This is a genomic window from Phenylobacterium sp. (assembly GCF_030654915.1).
GTDB lineage: Bacteria > Pseudomonadota > Alphaproteobacteria > Caulobacterales > Caulobacteraceae > Phenylobacterium.
This window is the reverse complement of sequence record NZ_JAURWM010000371.1, coordinates 30,757-48,165: the sequence shown is the minus strand read 5'-3', so window position 1 is coordinate 48,165 and position 17,409 is coordinate 30,757. Positions and strand designations below refer to the sequence as shown.

16 protein-coding genes and 1 pseudogene are annotated in these 17,409 nt (G+C 66.2%); 8 read left to right on the top strand and 9 right to left on the bottom strand.

Going from position 1 to position 17,409, the window contains the following annotated elements; genetic code table 11:
- The 6 genes from Q7T84_RS19200 to Q7T84_RS19175 form a co-directional block, all read left to right on the top strand.
- Nucleotides 1–388: SPOR domain-containing protein (locus Q7T84_RS19200; protein WP_304812193.1), on the top strand; the 388-nt coding region annotated here is incomplete at its 5' end.
- A gap of 48 nt (nt 389–436) precedes the next feature.
- Nucleotides 437–1,084 (top strand): dTMP kinase, encoded by a 648-nt coding sequence (gene tmk, locus Q7T84_RS19195; RefSeq protein WP_304812191.1) that lies wholly within the window; start codon nt 437–439, stop codon nt 1,082–1,084.
- Nucleotides 1,077–2,075, top strand: coding sequence for a DNA polymerase III subunit delta' (locus Q7T84_RS19190; RefSeq protein ID WP_304812189.1), 999 nt, complete (start codon nt 1,077–1,079; stop codon nt 2,073–2,075). The genes tmk and Q7T84_RS19190 overlap by 8 nt, the downstream gene beginning before the upstream one ends.
- Nucleotides 2,076–2,088: 13 nt before the next feature.
- Nucleotides 2,089–2,865, top strand: coding sequence for a TatD family hydrolase (locus Q7T84_RS19185; protein WP_304812187.1), 777 nt, complete (start codon nt 2,089–2,091; stop codon nt 2,863–2,865).
- On the top strand, nt 2,862–3,683 hold the full coding sequence (locus Q7T84_RS19180; protein WP_304812185.1) for an MBL fold metallo-hydrolase: 822 nt from the start codon (nt 2,862–2,864) through the stop codon (nt 3,681–3,683). The genes Q7T84_RS19185 and Q7T84_RS19180 overlap by 4 nt, the downstream gene beginning before the upstream one ends.
- On the top strand, nt 3,683–4,288 hold the full coding sequence (locus Q7T84_RS19175) for a phosphoribosylglycinamide formyltransferase (protein ID WP_304812182.1): 606 nt from the start codon (nt 3,683–3,685) through the stop codon (nt 4,286–4,288). Before Q7T84_RS19180 ends, Q7T84_RS19175 begins: the two co-directional genes overlap by 1 nt.
- Here the strand turns inward: Q7T84_RS19175 and Q7T84_RS19170 are convergent.
- The 3 genes and pseudogenes from Q7T84_RS19170 to Q7T84_RS19160 form a co-directional block, all read right to left on the bottom strand.
- A complete protein-coding gene (locus Q7T84_RS19170) occupies nt 4,285–5,676 on the bottom strand; it encodes an NAD(P)/FAD-dependent oxidoreductase (protein ID WP_304812179.1) in 1,392 nt (463 codons plus the stop codon). The genes Q7T84_RS19175 and Q7T84_RS19170 overlap by 4 nt on opposite strands.
- Nucleotides 5,677–5,741: 65 nt before the next feature.
- Nucleotides 5,742–7,091, bottom strand: coding sequence for a PepSY domain-containing protein (locus Q7T84_RS19165; RefSeq protein WP_304812176.1), 1,350 nt, complete (start codon nt 7,089–7,091; stop codon nt 5,742–5,744).
- A 2-nt stretch (nt 7,092–7,093) separates the two neighbouring features.
- Nucleotides 7,094–9,256: pseudogene (locus Q7T84_RS19160) on the bottom strand (TonB-dependent receptor).
- A gap of 207 nt (nt 9,257–9,463) precedes the next feature.
- Between Q7T84_RS19160 and Q7T84_RS19155 the strand changes: the two are divergent.
- Nucleotides 9,464–9,712 carry a hypothetical protein gene (locus Q7T84_RS19155; protein ID WP_304812173.1) on the top strand — a complete coding sequence of 83 codons (249 nt, stop codon included), beginning with the start codon at nt 9,464–9,466 and terminating at the stop codon, nt 9,710–9,712.
- 40 nt (nt 9,713–9,752) lie between these two features.
- On the opposite strand, the gene Q7T84_RS19150 is transcribed toward Q7T84_RS19155, so the two are convergent.
- The 6 genes from Q7T84_RS19150 to Q7T84_RS19125 all read right to left on the bottom strand — a co-directional run bounded on the left by Q7T84_RS19150 (nt 9,753) and on the right by Q7T84_RS19125 (nt 14,370).
- Nucleotides 9,753–10,349, bottom strand: coding sequence for an SCO family protein (locus Q7T84_RS19150; protein ID WP_304812171.1), 597 nt, complete (start codon nt 10,347–10,349; stop codon nt 9,753–9,755).
- A complete protein-coding gene (locus tag Q7T84_RS19145; protein WP_304812168.1) occupies nt 10,346–10,825 on the bottom strand; it encodes a copper chaperone PCu(A)C in 480 nt (159 codons plus the stop codon). The genes Q7T84_RS19150 and Q7T84_RS19145 overlap by 4 nt, the downstream gene beginning before the upstream one ends.
- A gap of 134 nt (nt 10,826–10,959) precedes the next feature.
- Complete coding sequence (locus Q7T84_RS19140) at nt 10,960–11,385, bottom strand: DUF2946 family protein (protein ID WP_304812165.1); 426 nt, start codon at nt 11,383–11,385, stop codon at nt 10,960–10,962.
- 46 nt (nt 11,386–11,431) lie between these two features.
- Nucleotides 11,432–12,565, bottom strand: a complete 1,134-nt coding sequence (gene nagA, locus Q7T84_RS19135; RefSeq protein ID WP_304812162.1) for an N-acetylglucosamine-6-phosphate deacetylase — start codon at nt 12,563–12,565, stop codon at nt 11,432–11,434.
- Complete coding sequence (locus Q7T84_RS19130; protein ID WP_304812195.1) at nt 12,565–13,566, bottom strand: SIS domain-containing protein; 1,002 nt, start codon at nt 13,564–13,566, stop codon at nt 12,565–12,567. The genes nagA and Q7T84_RS19130 overlap by 1 nt, the downstream gene beginning before the upstream one ends.
- A 66-nt stretch (nt 13,567–13,632) precedes the next feature.
- Entirely contained in the window at nt 13,633–14,370 is a 738-nt protein-coding gene (locus tag Q7T84_RS19125; RefSeq protein WP_304812159.1) for a GntR family transcriptional regulator, read from the bottom strand.
- A gap of 245 nt (nt 14,371–14,615) precedes the next feature.
- Between Q7T84_RS19125 and Q7T84_RS19120 the strand changes: the two genes are divergently transcribed.
- Nucleotides 14,616–17,276 (top strand): TonB-dependent receptor, encoded by a 2,661-nt coding sequence (locus Q7T84_RS19120; RefSeq protein ID WP_304812156.1) that lies wholly within the window; start codon nt 14,616–14,618, stop codon nt 17,274–17,276.
- Nucleotides 17,277–17,409: the final 133 nt, after the last annotated feature.

Below are 17,409 nucleotides of genomic sequence, written 5' to 3'. Positions count from 1 at the left end.
GTCGACCGATCAGATGCCGAGCGGCCCGACGCCCTATGTCGGATTGAATCCGTCGCCCGGGACGGCGCCCTTGCCGCCCGTCGTCGGTTCTTCCTCGCTTCCGCCGCTCGGGACTTCCACACTCGTCGCAACTCCCAGCGCCGGGACGGGCCTGGCCTATCGCGTCCAGGCAGGCGCCTTTTCCGATCCGGCGAACGCCCAGCGAGTGGTCAACCAACTCGGCGGCGGCGTGACCGCGACGGTCGAGCCGTTCCAACGAGCGGATGGCGTGACATTGTACCGCGTGATGGTGCAGGGCACGCCCGACGAAGCCGAGGCCTGGGCCTTACGTGATCGGGTCGCCGCTTCAGGCTTCGCAGAGGCTCGAGTCGTGCGGCCGGGGCTGTAGAGGCGTATCGCGGCTGGACAAACCGAGCGAACGGGCCATTTTGGCCGCGTGACGCGCGGGCGGTTCATCACCTTTGAAGGCGGAGAGGGAGCTGGGAAATCAACCCAGGTCCGGCGCCTAGTTGCGCGCCTGCAAAACGAGGGCCTCGATGTCGTCCAGACCCGCGAACCGGGCGGCTCGCCGGGCGCCGAGGCGATCCGAAATCTTGTCTTGAAAGGCGAGGCTGACCGCTGGAGCCCGGTGACCGAGACCCTGCTGATGTACGGCGCGCGGCGCGACCATATCGAGCGGACCATCCAACCGGCCCTGGCGCGCGGAGCATGGGTGATCTGCGACCGGTTCGCCGACTCTACTCGGGCCTATCAAGGCGGGGCAGGGGGAGTGGAACCTGCTTTGATCTCGGCGCTCGAGGCTCACGTCTTGGATGAGGTGCGGCCCGACCTTACCCTGGTGTTCGACCTCCCGGTAGGGATTGGCCTGGCGCGGGCAGAGAGCTTCGCCAACTCCGAGGGCCATGCCGAGACCCGGTTCGAATCCAAGGGCGTGGCGTTCCACGAGCGGTTGCGCGCAGCCTTCCTGGCCATCGCCAAGGCCGAACCCAATCGCTGCGCCCTGATCGACGCCTCGGGCTCGATGGACGAGGTCGAGGGCCAGGTCTGGACCACAGTCAGCGACAGGCTGGTCGTCCATGGCTGAGCAGCCCACCCATCCACGCGAGGTCTTCGACCTGAAAGGTCATGAGGCCGCCGAGATCGCCTTTGAGGAAGCCCGCAGCCGTGGGCGTCTGCACCACGCCTGGCTGCTGACCGGACCCGAGGGCGTGGGCAAGGCGACCTTCGCCTATCGCGCCGCTCGCCGGTTGCTGGGCGCGCCGCCGGAGCGCTCCTACGGCGTCCTGGGCGCCTCGCCCGGCCATCCGGTCAGCCGCCAGATTATCGCCCGCTCGCATCCCGACATCATGGTGCTGGAGCGGATCGGCGAGGACGGCAAGGTCCGCAAAGCCATCCCGGTCGACGAAGCACGCAAGCTCTCGGATTTCTTTTCCAAGTCGCCCGCCAGTTCACCTCACCGGGTGGCGATCATCGACGCCGCTGACGATCTGAACGTCAATTCGGCCAATGCGGTGCTGAAAACCCTGGAGGAGCCGCCGGAGCGTGGCATCCTGCTGCTGATCTCCCACTCGCCGGGCCGTTTGCTGCCCACGATCCGATCGCGGTGCCGCCGGCTGGCGTTTGGCGGCTTGGCGGAAAGCGATGTGACGAGCTTTGTCCAGTCGCGGACCTCGGCAAACGCCGAGGACTCGATCCGACTGGCGCGGATGGCCAATGGCGCGCCCGGGCGCGCCCTGGCCTTGGCTCTGGCGGGCGCGGTGGCGGTGGACGACGCGGCCAAGGAAATCCTGATGAGCCTCCCGCAGGTCAACGAGGCCGCGGCGCTGGCGTTGACGGACCGGTTCCGGGGCGGGGAGGGCCAGGCCCAGTTCAATCTGCTGTTCGAGCGACTGGCTGAGCGGGTCCACAGCCACGTCACCCGGTTGGCTGGCGAGGGCTATGGCGGTCTTGATCGCTGGGCTGCGGCGTGGGAGACGCTGCAGCGCCTGCCGCGCGAGGTCGAGGCCGTCAACCTGGACCGGACCGACGCCTTCTTCACCGCGCTTTCTGAACTGCGCGCCGCCGCGCGCGCCTGAGTTTCCTCGTTCCATGCTGATCGACAGTCACGTCAACCTGCACGCGCACCAATTCGATGATGATCGGGACGAGGTGATCGCCCGCGCCCGCGCCGCCGGCATCGCCCTGATGGTCAATATCAGCGACAAGGTCTCGCACTTCACAGCCGTTCGCGCCCTGGCCGATCATCCCGACATATGGTGCACAGTCGGCACCCATCCGCATGAGGCCAAAGAGAATCCCGACCTCTCGGTCGCCGAGCTGGTGGCGTTGGCGGCCGATCCGCGCGTGGTCGGGATCGGTGAGACCGGGCTGGATTTCCATTACGATCTGAGCCCGCGTGACATCCAAGCCAAGGTGTTCCGGGCTCATGTCGCCGCGGCGCGGGAAACCGGCTTGCCGCTGGTGGTTCACACCCGTGAGGCCGACGCGTTGATGGGCGATATCCTGGAGGAAGAGCACGCCCGGGGGCCGTTCAAGATGCTGATGCATTGCTACACGTCCGGCCCCGAATTGGCGGCGCGGGCCGCGGCGCTGGGCGCCTGGTTCTCGGTGTCCGGCATCGCCACCTTCAAGGCGGCCGAGGACGTCCGCGCCGTGGTGCGTGGCATGCCCGCCGACCGGATCATCGTGGAGACGGACTGCCCCTATCTAGCGCCCATCCCGCACCGCGGGCGGCGCAACGAGCCCGCCTATCTGCCCGCCGTACTCGCTAAGCTGGCCGAAATTCGCGGCTGGTCGGCGCAGGAGGCCGAACAGAAGACCGAGGACGCCTTCTTCGCCCTGTTCGACAAGATTCCGCGGCCATGAGCGGGGTGCTGGAGTTCACCATTCTGGGCTGCGGGTCGTCGGGCGGGGTGCCGCGCGCGGACGGCGATTGGGGCGACTGCAACCCGGCCAATCCGAAGAACCGCCGTCGCCGTTGCTCGCTGTTGGTCCGCCGAAAGGGCGTGAGCGCCGAGAGCGAAACCACTTTGATTGTCGATACTTCCCCCGATCTCGTGTCGCAGACCTCGGACGCTGGCGCTCGGCGCATGGATGCCGTGCTGTTGACGCACGACCATGCGGACCAGACCCACGGGATAGACGATATCCGCGCCTTTGCTATCCGCCAGCGCGCTAGAATTAATTGCCACATGGACGAGTCGACCGCGGAGTCGATGCGGCGGCGGTTCGGCTACATCTTTGTGGGCGAGGGCGGCTATCCGGCGATCGGGGATATCCAGATCGTGCCGCCGCATGGGGCGTCTTGGTCGGTTGAGGGACCGTCGGGGGTGATCCCGGTGAGCACCTTTGATCAGGATCATGGCGGTGTGAGATCTATCGGATATCGCTTTGGAAATGTTGCCTATTCCAGCGATGTGGTGGGGCTGGATGAGGCCGCCTTCGAAGCCCTGGCGGATCTCGACGTCTGGATCTTGGACGCCCTGCGCTGGAAGCCCCATCCGACCCACGCCCATGTCGATCTGGCACTGGAGTGGATAGCGCGGGTCAAGCCCCGCCGGGCGATCCTGACCAATATGCACATCGACCTCGACTTCGACGATCTCGCGGCCCGGCTGCCGACCGGGGTTGAACCGGCTTTCGACGGGCTACGGTTCGAACATCAACTGGGCGGCGATTTCTGATGAGTTCCTCGCCGCTTAAGCTTGGCTTTTTGGCTTCTCGCAATGGCTCCAGCATGCGGGCGATGATCGAGGCCATCCAAGCAGGAGAGCTGGCCGCCGAGCCGCGATTGGTAGTCAGTAACAACAAGAACGCCGGAGCCCTGGAATTCGCGGCGTCGCGTGGTGTGCCGACCCTGGTCATTCCGACCCAGTCTGATCCGGAGGCGGCCGACGCCCGGCTCTGCGCGGCGATGGAAGCGGCTGGCGTCGATCTGATCGTCGCTTCAGGCTATTTGCGCCGGCTTGGCCCCAAGACGCTTGGGCGCTACCGAAACCGGGTGATCAACATCCATCCGGGCGCGCTGCCGGCCTTTGGCGGCGAGGGCATGTATGGCCGCCGGGTCCACGAGGCGGTGATCGCCGCCGGCGTGGCCGAGAGCGGCGTCACTATCCACGCCGTGGACGAGATGTATGACCATGGTCCGGTGATCGCCCGGCGCTCGGTGCCCTTGGCGCCGGGCGAAACGGCCGAGAGCCTGGAAGCCCGTGTCACCGCCCTTGAGCCGAGCTTCTTCGTGGAGACCCTGCGGCGCATCGCCGACGGCGAGCTGGCGCTGCCAGACTAGCTGGCGCTGACCGGGCTCTGGGCGACGTGTTCGGCGACCCGCCCCGGCACCGACAGACGGTTTCCGGCCGCGTTCGCGCGCTTCGCGCCCTTGGCGACCTCCTTGTGTAGGTCGGCGACGTAGGTGTTGAAGTCGACCTGGATGGTGTGGCGCTTGGAGCGGTAATACTGGCCAAGGTGCGTGGCCTCGTCCTTGGCGATCACCTGGTTCATGTCTGCGATTGAGGGCGGCAGGTAGAGCCCGGCCAGATAGGCGGCCGCCAGTTTGGCCTGTTGCTCAGCGAAATTGACCAGGGTCGGCAGCGGCTGGGCTAGGCCCATATAGAAGAGGTTCGGCACGCCCGGCTTCATCATCCGCTTGAACAGCGGCAGCCGGTGATCGCCGTCCGGGACCAGGCCCGGATCGTCGAAGAACGGGAAGCGCATATCGTAGCCGGTGGCGAAGATGATCACATCGACGTCCTCGACCGTGCCATCGGCGAAGCGGACCTGATCGCCGTCCAGCGCCTCGATCTGAGGCTTGAACTTGATATCGCCGCAACCCGCGCGGGTCAGGAACTCGCCACTGACCGAGGGGTGGGCTTCAAGCGGCTCATGGTCGGGCTTGGGCAGGCCGTAGTCCTCCATGGCGCCGATAGCCTTCTTGATGACCTTCCGGGCCATGGCCAGGCCGAGCTTCTTGGGCATCCAGGACGGCATCGCCGATTTGTCGGCCGGCTTGCCGTTCATGTATTTCGGCAGCACCCAGACCCCGCGCCGCGCCGACACCCACAGGTTCTTGGCGATGGGCCGTTGGGCGAGCTCGGAGGCGATATCCATCGCCGAATTGCCCATGCCGACCACCACGATGTTCTTGCCGCGCATATCGACGGGGTCGAACGGGTCGGAATAGGCGTGGCTGTGGAAGGCGGCGCCGTCAAATTCGCCGGTATAGTTCGGGATGCGCGGGCTCCAGTGGTGACCGTTGCAGACGAACAGCGCGTCATAGAGCCGGGTTTCTCCGGTCGAGAGGGTCACCTCCCAGAGGCCGTCGGCGTTGCGCCGCGCCTTGTCGACCGCGGTCCTGAAGGTGATCGTCTCCCTCAGGTCGAAGTGATCGACATAGTCCTTGAAGTACTGATGCAACTGGGCGTGGTGCGGGAAGTCTGGCCAGTCGGCGGGGACGGGGAAGTCCTCGAAAGCCAGGCGCCATTTCGAGGTGTCGATGTGCAGGCTCTCGTAGCAGGCCGACATCCCGTTAGGGTTCTTGTAGTACCAGTTGCCGCCGACCTCGTCGGAGATCTCGAAGCAATCATAGGGGATGCCGAAATCCTTCAACCGCTTGGCGGTCGTGAATCCCGAGCATCCCGCCCCGATGATGCAGGCCTTGGGTAGACGCGTCTCGGCCACCAGGGCCTCCCAAACTTATCGTTGTTCAGAAAAGCCTATCAGGCCGCCGCACGCGGTCAAACCGACTAGGCGTTGTCCTGTCGGCTAGGGCGAAGCTGATCGATGATCAACACCAGAAGCAGGGAAACGCCAGCAAGCGGGAAAAGAGCTCCTAGAGCCAGGGTGATCAGGGCGACGGTCCGGAGCTTCAACGGACTAAGTTCGCGCGGCGCGGCGAGTCCGCCCTTTGGACGGCGTCGCCACCACATGATCGGACCGGTGAGCGACAGCATGATGACGCCGAGACAGGCGATCAGCATGACGATCTGATTGGCCCGGCCGAAATAGTTGCCCATGTGCAGCTGAACTCCGAGCTCCACCCCTTTCGCCGCCCAGCCATAGTTGGCGAAGCCGACGTCATCGAGCACTCGTCCAGAATACTGGTCGAGGTGGACGGTCCGCTGGCCCTGCGGCCGATCGGGATAGGTGTAGGCGGTGAAGGCGCCTGCCGGGGCCGACGGCAGAAACAGGCGATAGGGCCCCTGGACTCCTTTTCCCTCGAAGATGGCGACGGCCCGATCGACTCCGATGGAGGGAGAGTTTGCATCCATGGTCATGCCGGCATGACCACCATGATGGTCGGCATGCGGATCGGAGGCCGGCATCGGGGTGTCTTCCAGCGTCCAGGGCGCCTGGCCAAGGGCTTGCTTGACGGTCGTGGTCGGCGTTGTCCCGTGCAATCGATGGCTGGTCGGATAGCCGATCCCCACCGTGTCGGTTCCGCGCTTCAGCAGGCCGCCCCAGACATTGGCCCAGGGCAGGCCGGTGACGATCAGGAAGGCGATCAGCAGCGCTGTCCAGACGCCGGTCACGGCGTGCAGATCACGCCAGAGGGTGCGACCCGTCTCCTTCAGGCGAGGGATCAACACGCCTTGGACCCGCAGGCCGCCCCGGGGCCACCAGAGATAGATTCCCGTCGCCACAAGGATCAGCCCCCAACAGGCCACCAGCTCGACAACGCCGTCGCCGAACTTGCCCAACATCAGCGAGCCGTGGGCGACATCGGCGAAGCCGACGATGGTGTGAGTGTAGACATAGGACCCCAGCACCCGGGCCGTGCCGGGATCGACATAGACCCGAACCGGGTCGCCCGCGGCGGGGGTCACGAAGACCTGGACGCTGCGGCCTGGCGCCGGCAGATCGACGCGGGTGGCCGAACCGCCAGGGTAGTCGGTGAGTGCGGCGGCGATCATCTGGCTGACCGGCCGCTGCTCTGCGTGAGCGACGAGGCGTTGCTGTGGGTGCAGGGCGTCGTTGATCTCGTCGTTGAAGAGATAGATCGCGCCCGTCACGGCCAGGATCAGCATGAACGGCGCCACCAGCAGCCCGGCGTAGAAATGCCAGCGCCAGATGGTTTGGTAGAGATGGGGCCTCATGATCAGAAGCTTCGCGTCAGGGTGAGGTCAAAGCTGCGCGGCGCGCCCAGATAGACCTGGGTCGCGCCATAGCCCGACCAGTCGGCGTAGAGCGTATTGAAGAGATTTCGGCCGCGCAGGGTCAGCCTGCCGAATGGCGCGCGCCAGCTGACCTGGGCGTCGAGGGTGGTGCGAGCCGCGACCCGATAGGTGTTGGCGTTGCTGGTGTAGAAGTCGCCGTCATGGCGCACCGTGGCGCCGAAGGTCAGCGGCGCCGCCCGCAGGCTGTAGTAGGCGCTGAGATCGAACATCTGCTCAGGCACATTGGGCGGGCGATTACCGGAGCGGTCGACGCCGCCGGCCTCGATCAGGGTGTCGAAGCGGCTCTCCAGCAGGGCCGCGCCAGCGTCGACCCGCAGTTGATCGGTGAGCGCCGCGGACATCGACAGCTCGACGCCGCGTGATGATTGGCTGCCCCCTTGAATGGTGAGTGCTGGATTGGCTGGATCGCGGGTCAGGATATCGTCCTGGACGATGTGATAGGCCGCCGCTGTGAGGTCGATCCGGTCCTACCAGAAGCTGGTCTTGATCCCAACCTCGACGGCTTCGCCGGCGCTCAGGTCGAACTTGGCGTTGGCGGCGTTCAGGAACAGGAAGCTGCTGACCGGCGTCACCGCATGGCTGAACTGAGCGTAGACCTGGGTCTTGGACGCCAGATCGTAGACCGTGCCTATCCGCCAGGAGAGCGGGTCGTAGTCCTGGCTGAACCTGGCCGCCGCGCCGGTGTTCAGGTCGAGGGTCTGGCGTTCAAGCTCGACGTGGTCGTAGCGGACGCCGCCCACCAGCAGCCATTTGGTCGTGAGGTTGAAGGCGTTCTCGGCGAACAGCGCCGCCACGGTGGCGTCGCTGACCCAATCGACGCGGTTGCCCGCGCCAGGGAAGTTCGCCGCCGTGATCTCTGGAAAGCGTCCACGAACCGGATCGAAGCGATCGACCGGCGTGGTCATGCCAAAGCGGCGGCGGGTGACGAAGTGCGTGTCGCTGTACTCCGCGCCCAGGGTGAAGCGGTTGCGCCGGCCGGCGAGCGGGCCGTCGAAGGCCGCGTAGGCGCGCCCAGTCCAATAGTCGTGATCGTGAGCGATCAGGGTGGTGCTGCGGTTGAGCCGGCCGGTGGCGGCGTCGAACGTCACGTCCTCGGAATTTTTCCAGAGCCGGTCGGCGGTGTACCCGGCCAGTTCATTGGACAGCATCCAATGGTCGGAGAGCCGGTAGTCGGCGCGGGCGCGCAGTTGCCAGGCGGTCGAGGTCATCTCGCCGTCCTCGACATTGTAGTTCCGACGGATCGTAGCCTTATCGAGCACCAGGCCCTGAGCGTTCCGGACCAGGCCCGAGGGATCGCGTGCGACCGCCGCCGGGACCAGGGTGGAGCCGAAATAGGCGGTGGAATAGTCGTCGTGGTTGTAGTCGCCCGATAGTGTCAGGGTGAGGCGGTCTGTCGGCTTCAAGAGCAACGAGGCCGTCACCGCGCCAGCCAGCGAGTCGGTGTCATCCACCCAACCGGAAGATCGGCTGAAGCTGGCGTCGGCACGCAGGGCGGCTGTGTCGCCAAGCGCCAGATTGCCCCCCAGACCGGCCCGTAGGGTGTCGAAGGCGCCGAGGCTGACTAGGCCTTCTCCGCTGCTCTCTCCGATGCGGGCGCGCTTGGGGACCAGGTTGATCGCCCCTGCCAGGGCGCCTTCCCCGTAGAGGACCGAGGCGGGGCCTTTCAGGATCTCGACTCGGTCGAAGTTGAAGGTGTCGAAGTTGCGGATCGCGCTGTTCGAGCCGGTCACCCTGACCCCGTCGAACAGATAGGCGATGGCCGTGCTGGTGAAGCCCCGCATCGAGGTCACGCCGACCGAGCCGGGCAGGGTTCCCCCGTTGACGCCGGGCGCCGCGTTGAGGGCTTCGATGGAGGTTCGAAGCCCCTCGGCCTGCATCCGTTGCTGGGTGATGACATCCAGGGTCGCCGGGACCTCGCGGTTGGTGAGGCCAAGCCGGCTGGCGGCGGGGGCGGCGTGGTCAAGCGCCAGGGCGGCTGGACGGCCAGTGACGATGAACTCATCAATGCTGGTGGCGACGTCGGCGTAGGCAAGGGCGGGCGACAGCGCAGTCAGCGCCGTCGCGGTCAAGAGAAGCGATTTCATAAGCACATGGTCCTGCGGCGGCCGAATGAAGCCGGCGGCCGCGATGTCGATGATCTGGCGAAGGCGGTCGCGCTTAAGGCGCGGCGATCAGATCGACAGGGGAGGTCCACGCGCGGGAGGCGGCGGGGCGCAAAGCCCTCGCCCAGGTGTCGCCTCGCAGGACGGAGTAGGCGCTATCGGGTGGTAGGCGAGCGTGGGGCGGACGAGATGGCTGCTGCGCTCTGGAGGTTCGGCGCCGAGGCCGTGCCCCGCGAAGACGCAGGGTGCGTCGTGATTCGAGGCTTCGCTGTCTTCATGGGAACCGCCGGGATCGACGACGACCGCGCCCTGAGCGGTGCAAATGACGATGGCGAAGGGCAGCGAGTTGGTCGCTGCTGCGACCATGTAACCGGGCGGAATAGCGATCTTGAACGCGAGCGCCAGCAGCGCCAGCGTCAGGACGACGCCGCGATGTGATCGCGCCCAGGTCATGAGATTCGCCCCCTTCGCCACCGCCTCAGCTCTGGGTCACGAGCTTCTTCAACTGAGCGACCACGCGCTCATGCGGGGCGCCATAGGCGATAGGCTCGACGAAGCGTCCCTTCTTGTCGAACAGGTAGATCGCCGAGGAATGGTCGACGGTGTAGTCGCCGCCGTCCACAGCGACCTTCTTGTAGAAGACGCGGTAGGCCTTCGCGGCCTGGGCCACGGCTTCCGGCGTGCCGGTGAAGCCCTGGATCCGAGCGTCGAAGTTCGAAAGGTAGAGCTTCATCTGCTCGGGGGTGTCGCGTTCGGGATCGACCGAGACCAGGACGACATTGAGCTTGTCGGCGTCACGGCCGAGCGCGTTCAAGGCGGCGCTGATCTCCGTCAGCGTGGTTGGACAGACCTCCGGGCAGTAGGTGAAGCCGAAGAAGACCGCCGTCGGCTTGCCGAGCAGGGTCTTTTCGGTGACCGAACGGCCGGCTGTATCGACGAGTTGGAACGGCCCGCCGATATCGACCGCCGCGACGCTTGGGCTAGGCGCTTGCCGAAGCTGCAGGAAGGTGACGGCGCCGAACAGCGCCACGGCCAGGACAAAGCAGCCGATCAGGAAGGCAAGGCGCGCCCTCATTGGCCGTGCGCCATGCTGTGATCCATCCCGTGGTCCATTCCGGCGGCGGCGGCGGCGGCGCGGACCGGGGCTTCCACGCTTTGGGCCGGCGCCTTGCCGAACTTGAAGGTAAGCGGAACCACGCCGCCCTCGGCCAGGGTCGCCTTGGGGGCGATGATCATCAGGTGCTCGGCGCCCGGCGAGAGCATGACGGCCTTGCCGGCCGGGAGGTCGAGCCCGTCGAGCTTGCGCATCCGCATCACGCCGTCGGTCATGTCCATGCTGTGGATCTCGGCCCGGTCGGCGGCGGCCGTCTCGACGGTGAGCAGCTTGTCGTCGGCGCTGGCGGTCAGGGTGACGTAGCAGCCGCCGGTCGGGGCGCCGGCGGGAGCCGCGCGACACCAGGCGTCGGTGATGGTCACCGTAGGCGCGGGTTGCGGCGCACGATCGCAGGCCGCGACGAGGACGAGCGGAATGAGGGCGAAGAGAGCTTTCATGGGAGACTCCTGGCTGGAGGCGGCCGCCGACGCGCGGCGACGAGGGTTTGGTTTGGGGAACAGGAAGCGCACGGCCTTGGATCGCTGGACAGCGACAGACGTGCAAAAGCGCGCTCAGCCGAACGGCGAGCGCGTCAGGTCAGCAGGGTAGGTGGGCCGCGTGCGGGGAGCGGGGGCGCGGCCAGGCCTCGGCCCGGCGCCCGGTGGATGACCTGAACGGCGGCCGGGGCGCGATAGGCGACGAACTCGACGGCGCGGGCGTCCAGCAGGTTGGGCGGCGGGGCGCCGGCGCCGTGCCCCGCGAAGGCGCAAGGGCTGTCGTGCGCCGCGCTCTCGCCCGAGCCCTGATCGTCGTGGATCGGGGCTGCGAGGTCGTCCGATTGGACCATGACCGCGCCTTGAGCCGTGCAGAGAACCAGGGTGAACGGGAGTTCGTCGGCGGACGGCGGGGCGGTCATGAACCCGGCTGGGATCATCACCTTGATCGCGAGCGCCAGCGCGGCCAGCACCATGAAGATGCTGCGCGGCGTTCCTCTGCGCTGATCAAGAGCCCGGGTCACGCGGTTGCTTTAGGCCAGGCTTCGCGGTTTGTGGAGCCCTTTCCGCTCAGGCCTCGCGCCCATCGATCCAGGTGCGTGCGGCCTTCAGCTCGGCGTCGAGCAATGTGAGGTTTGCCCGGTAGCCTGGCGTGATCTGTCCCAGGTCGCCTTGAAGTCCCAGGAAGGCGGCCGGATTGGTCGAGGCCATGGCGGCGGCGTCGGCCAGGTCGAGGCCGGTCAATTGGACGGCGTTGCGCACGGCGCTGGCCATGTCGAGATCGGAGCCGGCGAGCGTGCCGTTCTCATCGACGCAGACCCCGTTCACCACATGGATCGGGCGGCCCTGGATCGTGAAGCTCTTGTCGACCATCCCGACGCTGGGCATGGCGTCGGTGACCAGCATGAAGCGGTCGTGGCGCTTGGCCCGGAAGGCGATGCGCAGGGCGGCCGGGTGGATGTGGCGGCCGTCGATGATCACCCCGCACCAGCTGTCCTGATGGTCGAGCGCCGCGCCCACGGCGCCCGGCTCGCGATTGGCCAGGGGCGACATGGCGTTGAAGAGGTGGGTGAACCCGGTCACGCCCGCGCCCAGCGCCTCCATCAGCCGCTCATAGGTGGCGTTGGTGTGGCCCGCAGCGACGGTCACACCGGACGCGGCCAGGCGCCCGATCATCTGGGGCGTGGTGGTCTCGGGCGCCAGGGTGACCAGCGTCTTGCCATGGCGCGCCGAGGTCAGCAGCTTGAGGGATGCCTCGTCGAGGGTGCGGAACTTGGAGGCGTCGTGGACGCCCTTGCGACGCTCGCTGAGGAACGGCCCCTCGATGTGAATGCCCAGCACGCCGGGCACGCCGGCCTCGATGGCCTGATCCACGGCCTCGATCGCGCAGGCGACCTTGGCCAGGTCATCGCTGATCAAGGTGGGCAGGAAGCCGGTGACGCCGTAGCGCCGGTGCGCAGCGCCGATGGTGGCGATGGTCTCGACGCTCGGCGCGTCATTGAACAGCAGGCCGCCGCCGCCGTTGACCTGGGTGTCCAGGAAACCAGGCAACAGGAAGCCGCCGTTCAGATCGATACGCGTGCTGGCCTGCGCCGCCTGTGCGTCGCCGCCGACCGCGACAATGCGCTCGCCCTCGATGAGGACGCTCACGGTTTCAAAGCGGCCGCCGGTCAGCACCTGGCCATTGACGAGAGCTACAGCCATCAGATCGTCTCGGTCACCTTGTTCAGGTGGGGCGGCTTGTCCGGGTCGTGCCCGCGCAGGATCGAGAGGGTGTTGGCCATCCGGTAGAAGCTCTGAATACGCGCGATCGGCTCGAGATTGGGATGCGCGCGCACGGTGGGCAAGGCGCCAGGGCCATGCTCTCCAGCCAGCATGACATCGACGCCGCGGGCCGACAGCTCTTGCGCCAGGTCGAGGACGCTGGCCTGACTTTGGTCGTCCTGAGCGAAGATCAGCACCGGAAAGCCTTTCCGCACCAGGGCCATCGGACCGTGCAGCACCTCGGCGGCGCTGAACGCCTCGGCATGCAGGCCGCAGGTTTCCTTGAACTTCAGCGCCGCTTCCTGGGCGATCCCGAAACCGACGCCGCGGCCCAGGACATAGAGATTGGTCGCGGCTGTCAGGCGCTCGGCGACCGGGCTCCAGTCGAGCGGCCAGGCCTCGCGCAGGGTGGCGGGCAACTCCTCCAGGGCCTTTTCCAACCCCGCGTCCTGACTCCAGGCAGCGACCAGCTGGGCGATGCCGGTCAGGGCGGCGATGTAGGATTTGGTGGCCGCGACGCTGAGTTCGGGCCCGGCGTGCAGCGGCAGGACGTGATCGGCGAGCGCCGCCAGGGGCGAGGCCTCGTCATTGACCAGGGCGACGACCAGGGCGCCGGCCTGCTTGGCGGCCTCGACGGCGGCGAGCAGGTCGGGGCTCTTTCCCGACTGGGAGATCGCCAGATAGAGCACGCCCTGCAGCTTGGGTTCGGCCGCGTAGACCGAGCTGACAGACAGGGCGGCCGACGAGGTGACCACGCCGGTCAGGGTCTCGATCAGGTACTTGGCGTAGGTCGCGGCGTGATCGGACGAGCCGCGGGCGCAGGTGACGACGGCCCGGGGTGGATTGGCCCGCAGCTCCGCGCCCAACGCCTGGACCAACGGCGCGTTGGCGGCCAGGAGACGGGCGACAACGGCGGGGGCCTCGGCCGCCTCGCGGAACATCAGCGTGGCTTCCGGGGCAGGGGGCGTCAGGGGCAAGCGCGTTCTCCGGAGCACGGGGTGTTCACGTCAAATGGCGTTCAGCTCAGCGACGAAGTCATAGGCGTCGCCGCGATAATAGGACTGGGTGACCTCGACCACCCGACCATCTTTCAGGAACCCCCGGCGCTCGATGAGCAGGCCAGGATCGCGGGACGCCACGCCCAGAAGGTCGGCTTGCTCGGGGGTGAACAGCACGGCTCGCAGCCGCTGCAGGGCGCGCACCGGCCGATGACCGGTCTTCTCCAGCGCCTCGTAGAGCGAGGTTTCGACGAAGTCCGAGCTAGGCATGCAGAAGGCCGCCAGGGTCGAATACTCCAGCGCCATCGGCGAGCCGTCGGCGTAGCGAATCCGGCTGAAGCGATAGACCGGCGCGCCCGGCGACAGCCCCAGAGTCAGTGATTCCTCGGGGGTGACCTGGCCCTCGGTCCGCGACAGCCAGGTCGAGTGCGGAACCCGGCCGCGCGAGATCATGTCTTCAGTGAAGGAGGAGAGCTTGGAGAAGTTCTTTTCGACCCGGGCGGCGACGAAGGTGCCCGCGCCTTGGCGGCGAATCAGCAGGCCCTCGCTGACCAATCCATCCAGCGCCTTGCGCACGGTGATACGCGAGACTCCCAGGTCATCGGCGAACTCGCGCTCGGCGGGCAGGGCGTCGTCCGGACCAAGCACCTGATTGGCGATGGCGTCCCGCAGCACCTTCTGGAGCTGGCGGTAAAGAGGCGCGTGGTCCTGTGCGTCGAGCCGGCCGATACGGTCGGAAAAGGTCAAGGGCGTCTCTCCAGGTCGAACGCCGATACTTCGAGCGTCGATGTATCTTGGGACCATTTAGATACCAATATGTTCCAGTAGCGCAATTGGTCTCTTTTTGGGCTTGTCAATTTTGTGAAACTACGCACAGTTCGGCGTCGCAGGGTCGGTGAACCCCGGTTTGTCGCAGTGATTTGCGAAGAATTGGTATCACATTGGGCTCGCGTCGGCTCCGGGTGGAGGCCCGGACTTTGGGGAGAAGCCGAGTGAAAACACGTCATAAATCTATCCTGATCGCATCCGTCAGCCTGCTCGGGCTCACCTGGGCCTGCGGGGCGTCCGCGCAAGAGGCTCAGGTCGACGAGCTGGTTGTCACCGGCATCCGGGCGTCCTTGCAGCAGTCACTGGAAACCAAGCGAGCCGCCGACGCCATCGTCGACTCGGTCACCGCCGAGGACGTAGGCAAGTTCCCAAACAGCAATGTCGCCGAAGCCCTGACCATGGTTCCGGGCGTCACGGTCGACCGCCAATTCGGCCAAGGGGAGAAGGTCAGCATCCTGGGCACCGACCCGGCGCTGAACCGCACCCTGCTCAACGGCCAGACTGTAGCTTCCGCTGACTGGTTCATCCTCGACAGCCCTGGCCGGACCTTCAACTACGCCCTGCTCGCGCCGCAGATCGTCGGTCGGGTGGACATCTATAAGACGCCCGAGGCACGGATCGACGAAGGCAGCATCGGGGGGACGGTGATCGTCCATACTCGTCGCCCGTTCGAGCTTGAGTCCCCAACCATCGCCGGCTCGGTTGGCTATCTCTACAACGACCGCTCCAAGAAGGGTGACTTCCAGGGCGCCGCGATGGCGAGTTGGAAGAACGAGGCCGAGACGATCGGCGTCGCGGTGTCCGTGCAGAAGGCCACCGACCAGCTTCGCCGCGACGGGGTTGAGACCTACGGAACCATGGCGGCGAACCAGTGGGCTGGCGGCAACGCCGATAACCCCATCGATTCTCGCAACAACGGCTGCCTGGGCGACTGCGCCGCCACGCTGACGGCGAACTTGGGGGCCCGCAGCCCGAACGCCTACGGCACCTCGTATTTTGAACAGGAACGCGAGCGGCTGACCTATACGGCCTCGCTGCAGTTCCGGCCGATGGAGCAACTCGAACTCGAGTTCAACTGGCTGAAGATCGACGCCAGCTACGACAATCTCAATCAGTCGATGTACGCCTTCCAGGGCAACACATGGAACAGCCTGGGGTCCTTGACCGACCTGAGCGTCACCAACGGCATCGTCACCCGGGCGAGCTTCAAAAACGCGCTAAGCGTGCTCGACGTGCAGGCCCGCGAGGCCGAGATGAACTCCGACACCTATGACTTCCGCGGCAAGTGGAAGGGTGACGGCTGGGACCTGTCGGGCAATATCGGTCTGTCCAAGGCCGACGGCGGCACCAAGCGCCAGGTATTCCTCGAGTTCCTGAACTGGGCCGACTACTCGGTCGACATAACCGCCGCGCCGCACAACCCCGGCCAGCTGACCTATACGACCAACGTCCAGGGCAATCCGGCCGCCTTCGCCACCGATCCGGGTTGGAGCGGCAATATCGTCAGCAAGCCCACCACGGATGAAGAAAAGTACGCCCAGGCCGACTTCGGCATGGATCTCGACGGCGTGATCAAACGCGTCCAGGTCGGCTACAAGTTCCGCCGCCACGAAACCACACAGCAATACGCGGGCATCGCCATCACCGGCGTCGCCGCCTCGGCTGGCCTGTTCAGCCCCTCGACCGTGCCGGGGAACTACCTGCGCGGCTTCGACTCGAACGACCAGATGCGGAACCGCTTCCGTCTCGATGGCGACTCGATGGTCCAGTATGTCGAGAGCGGCAAGTGGCTGGCGCCCGGCCAGGCCATGCCGACCCCCTCGATCTTCGCCGCGCCGGAATTCACCGCCGGCAACTGGGAGATCCAGGAAGACATCAACGCCGCCTACGCCCAGGCCAATATCGAGGCAGGGGAGTTGCGGGGGAACTTCGGCGTCCGCTACGTCCACACCGGTGTCGATAGCGCGGGCTATGTCTGCAATCCCGGCTCGCCTTGCGCCGCGCCCACCGACTGGACCTGGAAGACCGCGTCCAAGTCGTATGACAACTTCCTGCCGAGCGTGAACCTCGCCTACACCGCCCGTGAAGACCTGGTCCTGCGCTTCGCCGCCGCCCAGGTGATCGCACGGCCGAACTACGCCGACATGACCAATTTCTTCCAACTGTCGGATGGGATCCTGATCGGCTCAGGCGGCAACCCGGACCTGGATCCCTACAAGTCGGCCAACTTCAACTTCTCGGCCGAATGGTACTTCCAGCCGCAGGCGATCCTGGCCGCTGAGTTCTTCTACAAGGATATCAGCAACTACATCCTGCAGCAGACAGGACCGGAGCAGTTCTTCAACCAGTCCCAGGGCCGGGTGACCACCTATCAGATCAGCCGCCCGCACAACGCCGGCTCGGCCGATATCAAGGGCGTGTCGTTCGCCTATCAGCAGAACTACGCCTATGGCCTGGGCCTGTTGGCCAACTACACCTACGCCGACGGACAGGGGCAAGACGGCGCGCCGCTGCCCTACAATTCCAAGCACCAGGTGAACATCAGCCCGTTCTATGAGCAGGGGCCGGTCCAGCTGCGGGCTACCTACACCTGGCGCTCGAAGTACTTCACCGGCGTCGACCGCGGCGACGAGATGTTCGTCCGCGCCGTCAACTCCCTGGACCTGACCGGCACCTACAACTTCACGAAGAACGTCGCCCTGACGCTGGCGGGCATGAACCTGACGGACTCCGAGTACTACGCCTACGCCAACACGCCGGCCCTGCCGCGCGGTGTGTACCGGACCGGTCGCCGGTACATGGCGACGGTGAACCTGACCTTCTGAGGCCCGGAGGCGCGGCTGGCGAACCGGCCGTGCTCTCCCCCTCGCGAAGACCGACGTTCTTCAGTCTAATCCCCTGCGACTCGAAAGCGGAGCGGTGCACCGTTTCGCTTTCCCTTTTTCGTGGATGACAGGT

Bases quoted from the DNA above. Each gene is read 5' to 3' on its own strand.
- Q7T84_RS19145 (WP_304812168.1), bottom strand. From the start codon at position 10,825: ATGAAAGCTCTCTTCGCCCTCATTCCGCTCGTCCTCGTCGCGGCCTGC.
- nagA (WP_304812162.1), bottom strand. From the start codon at position 12,565: ATGGCTGTAGCTCTCGTCAATGGCCAGGTGCTGACCGGCGGCCGCTTT.
- Q7T84_RS19175 (WP_304812182.1), top strand. From the start codon at position 3,683: ATGAGTTCCTCGCCGCTTAAGCTTGGCTTTTTGGCTTCTCGCAATGGC.
- Q7T84_RS19190 (WP_304812189.1), top strand. From the start codon at position 1,077: ATGGCTGAGCAGCCCACCCATCCACGCGAGGTCTTCGACCTGAAAGGT.
- Q7T84_RS19185 (WP_304812187.1), top strand. From the start codon at position 2,089: ATGCTGATCGACAGTCACGTCAACCTGCACGCGCACCAATTCGATGAT.
- Q7T84_RS19155 (WP_304812173.1), top strand. From the start codon at position 9,464: ATGGCTGCTGCGCTCTGGAGGTTCGGCGCCGAGGCCGTGCCCCGCGAA.
- Q7T84_RS19150 (WP_304812171.1), bottom strand. From the start codon at position 10,349: ATGAGGGCGCGCCTTGCCTTCCTGATCGGCTGCTTTGTCCTGGCCGTG.
- Q7T84_RS19180 (WP_304812185.1), top strand. From the start codon at position 2,862: ATGAGCGGGGTGCTGGAGTTCACCATTCTGGGCTGCGGGTCGTCGGGC.
- Q7T84_RS19130 (WP_304812195.1), bottom strand. From the start codon at position 13,566: ATGTTCCGCGAGGCGGCCGAGGCCCCCGCCGTTGTCGCCCGTCTCCTG.
- Q7T84_RS19165 (WP_304812176.1), bottom strand. From the start codon at position 7,091: ATGAGGCCCCATCTCTACCAAACCATCTGGCGCTGGCATTTCTACGCC.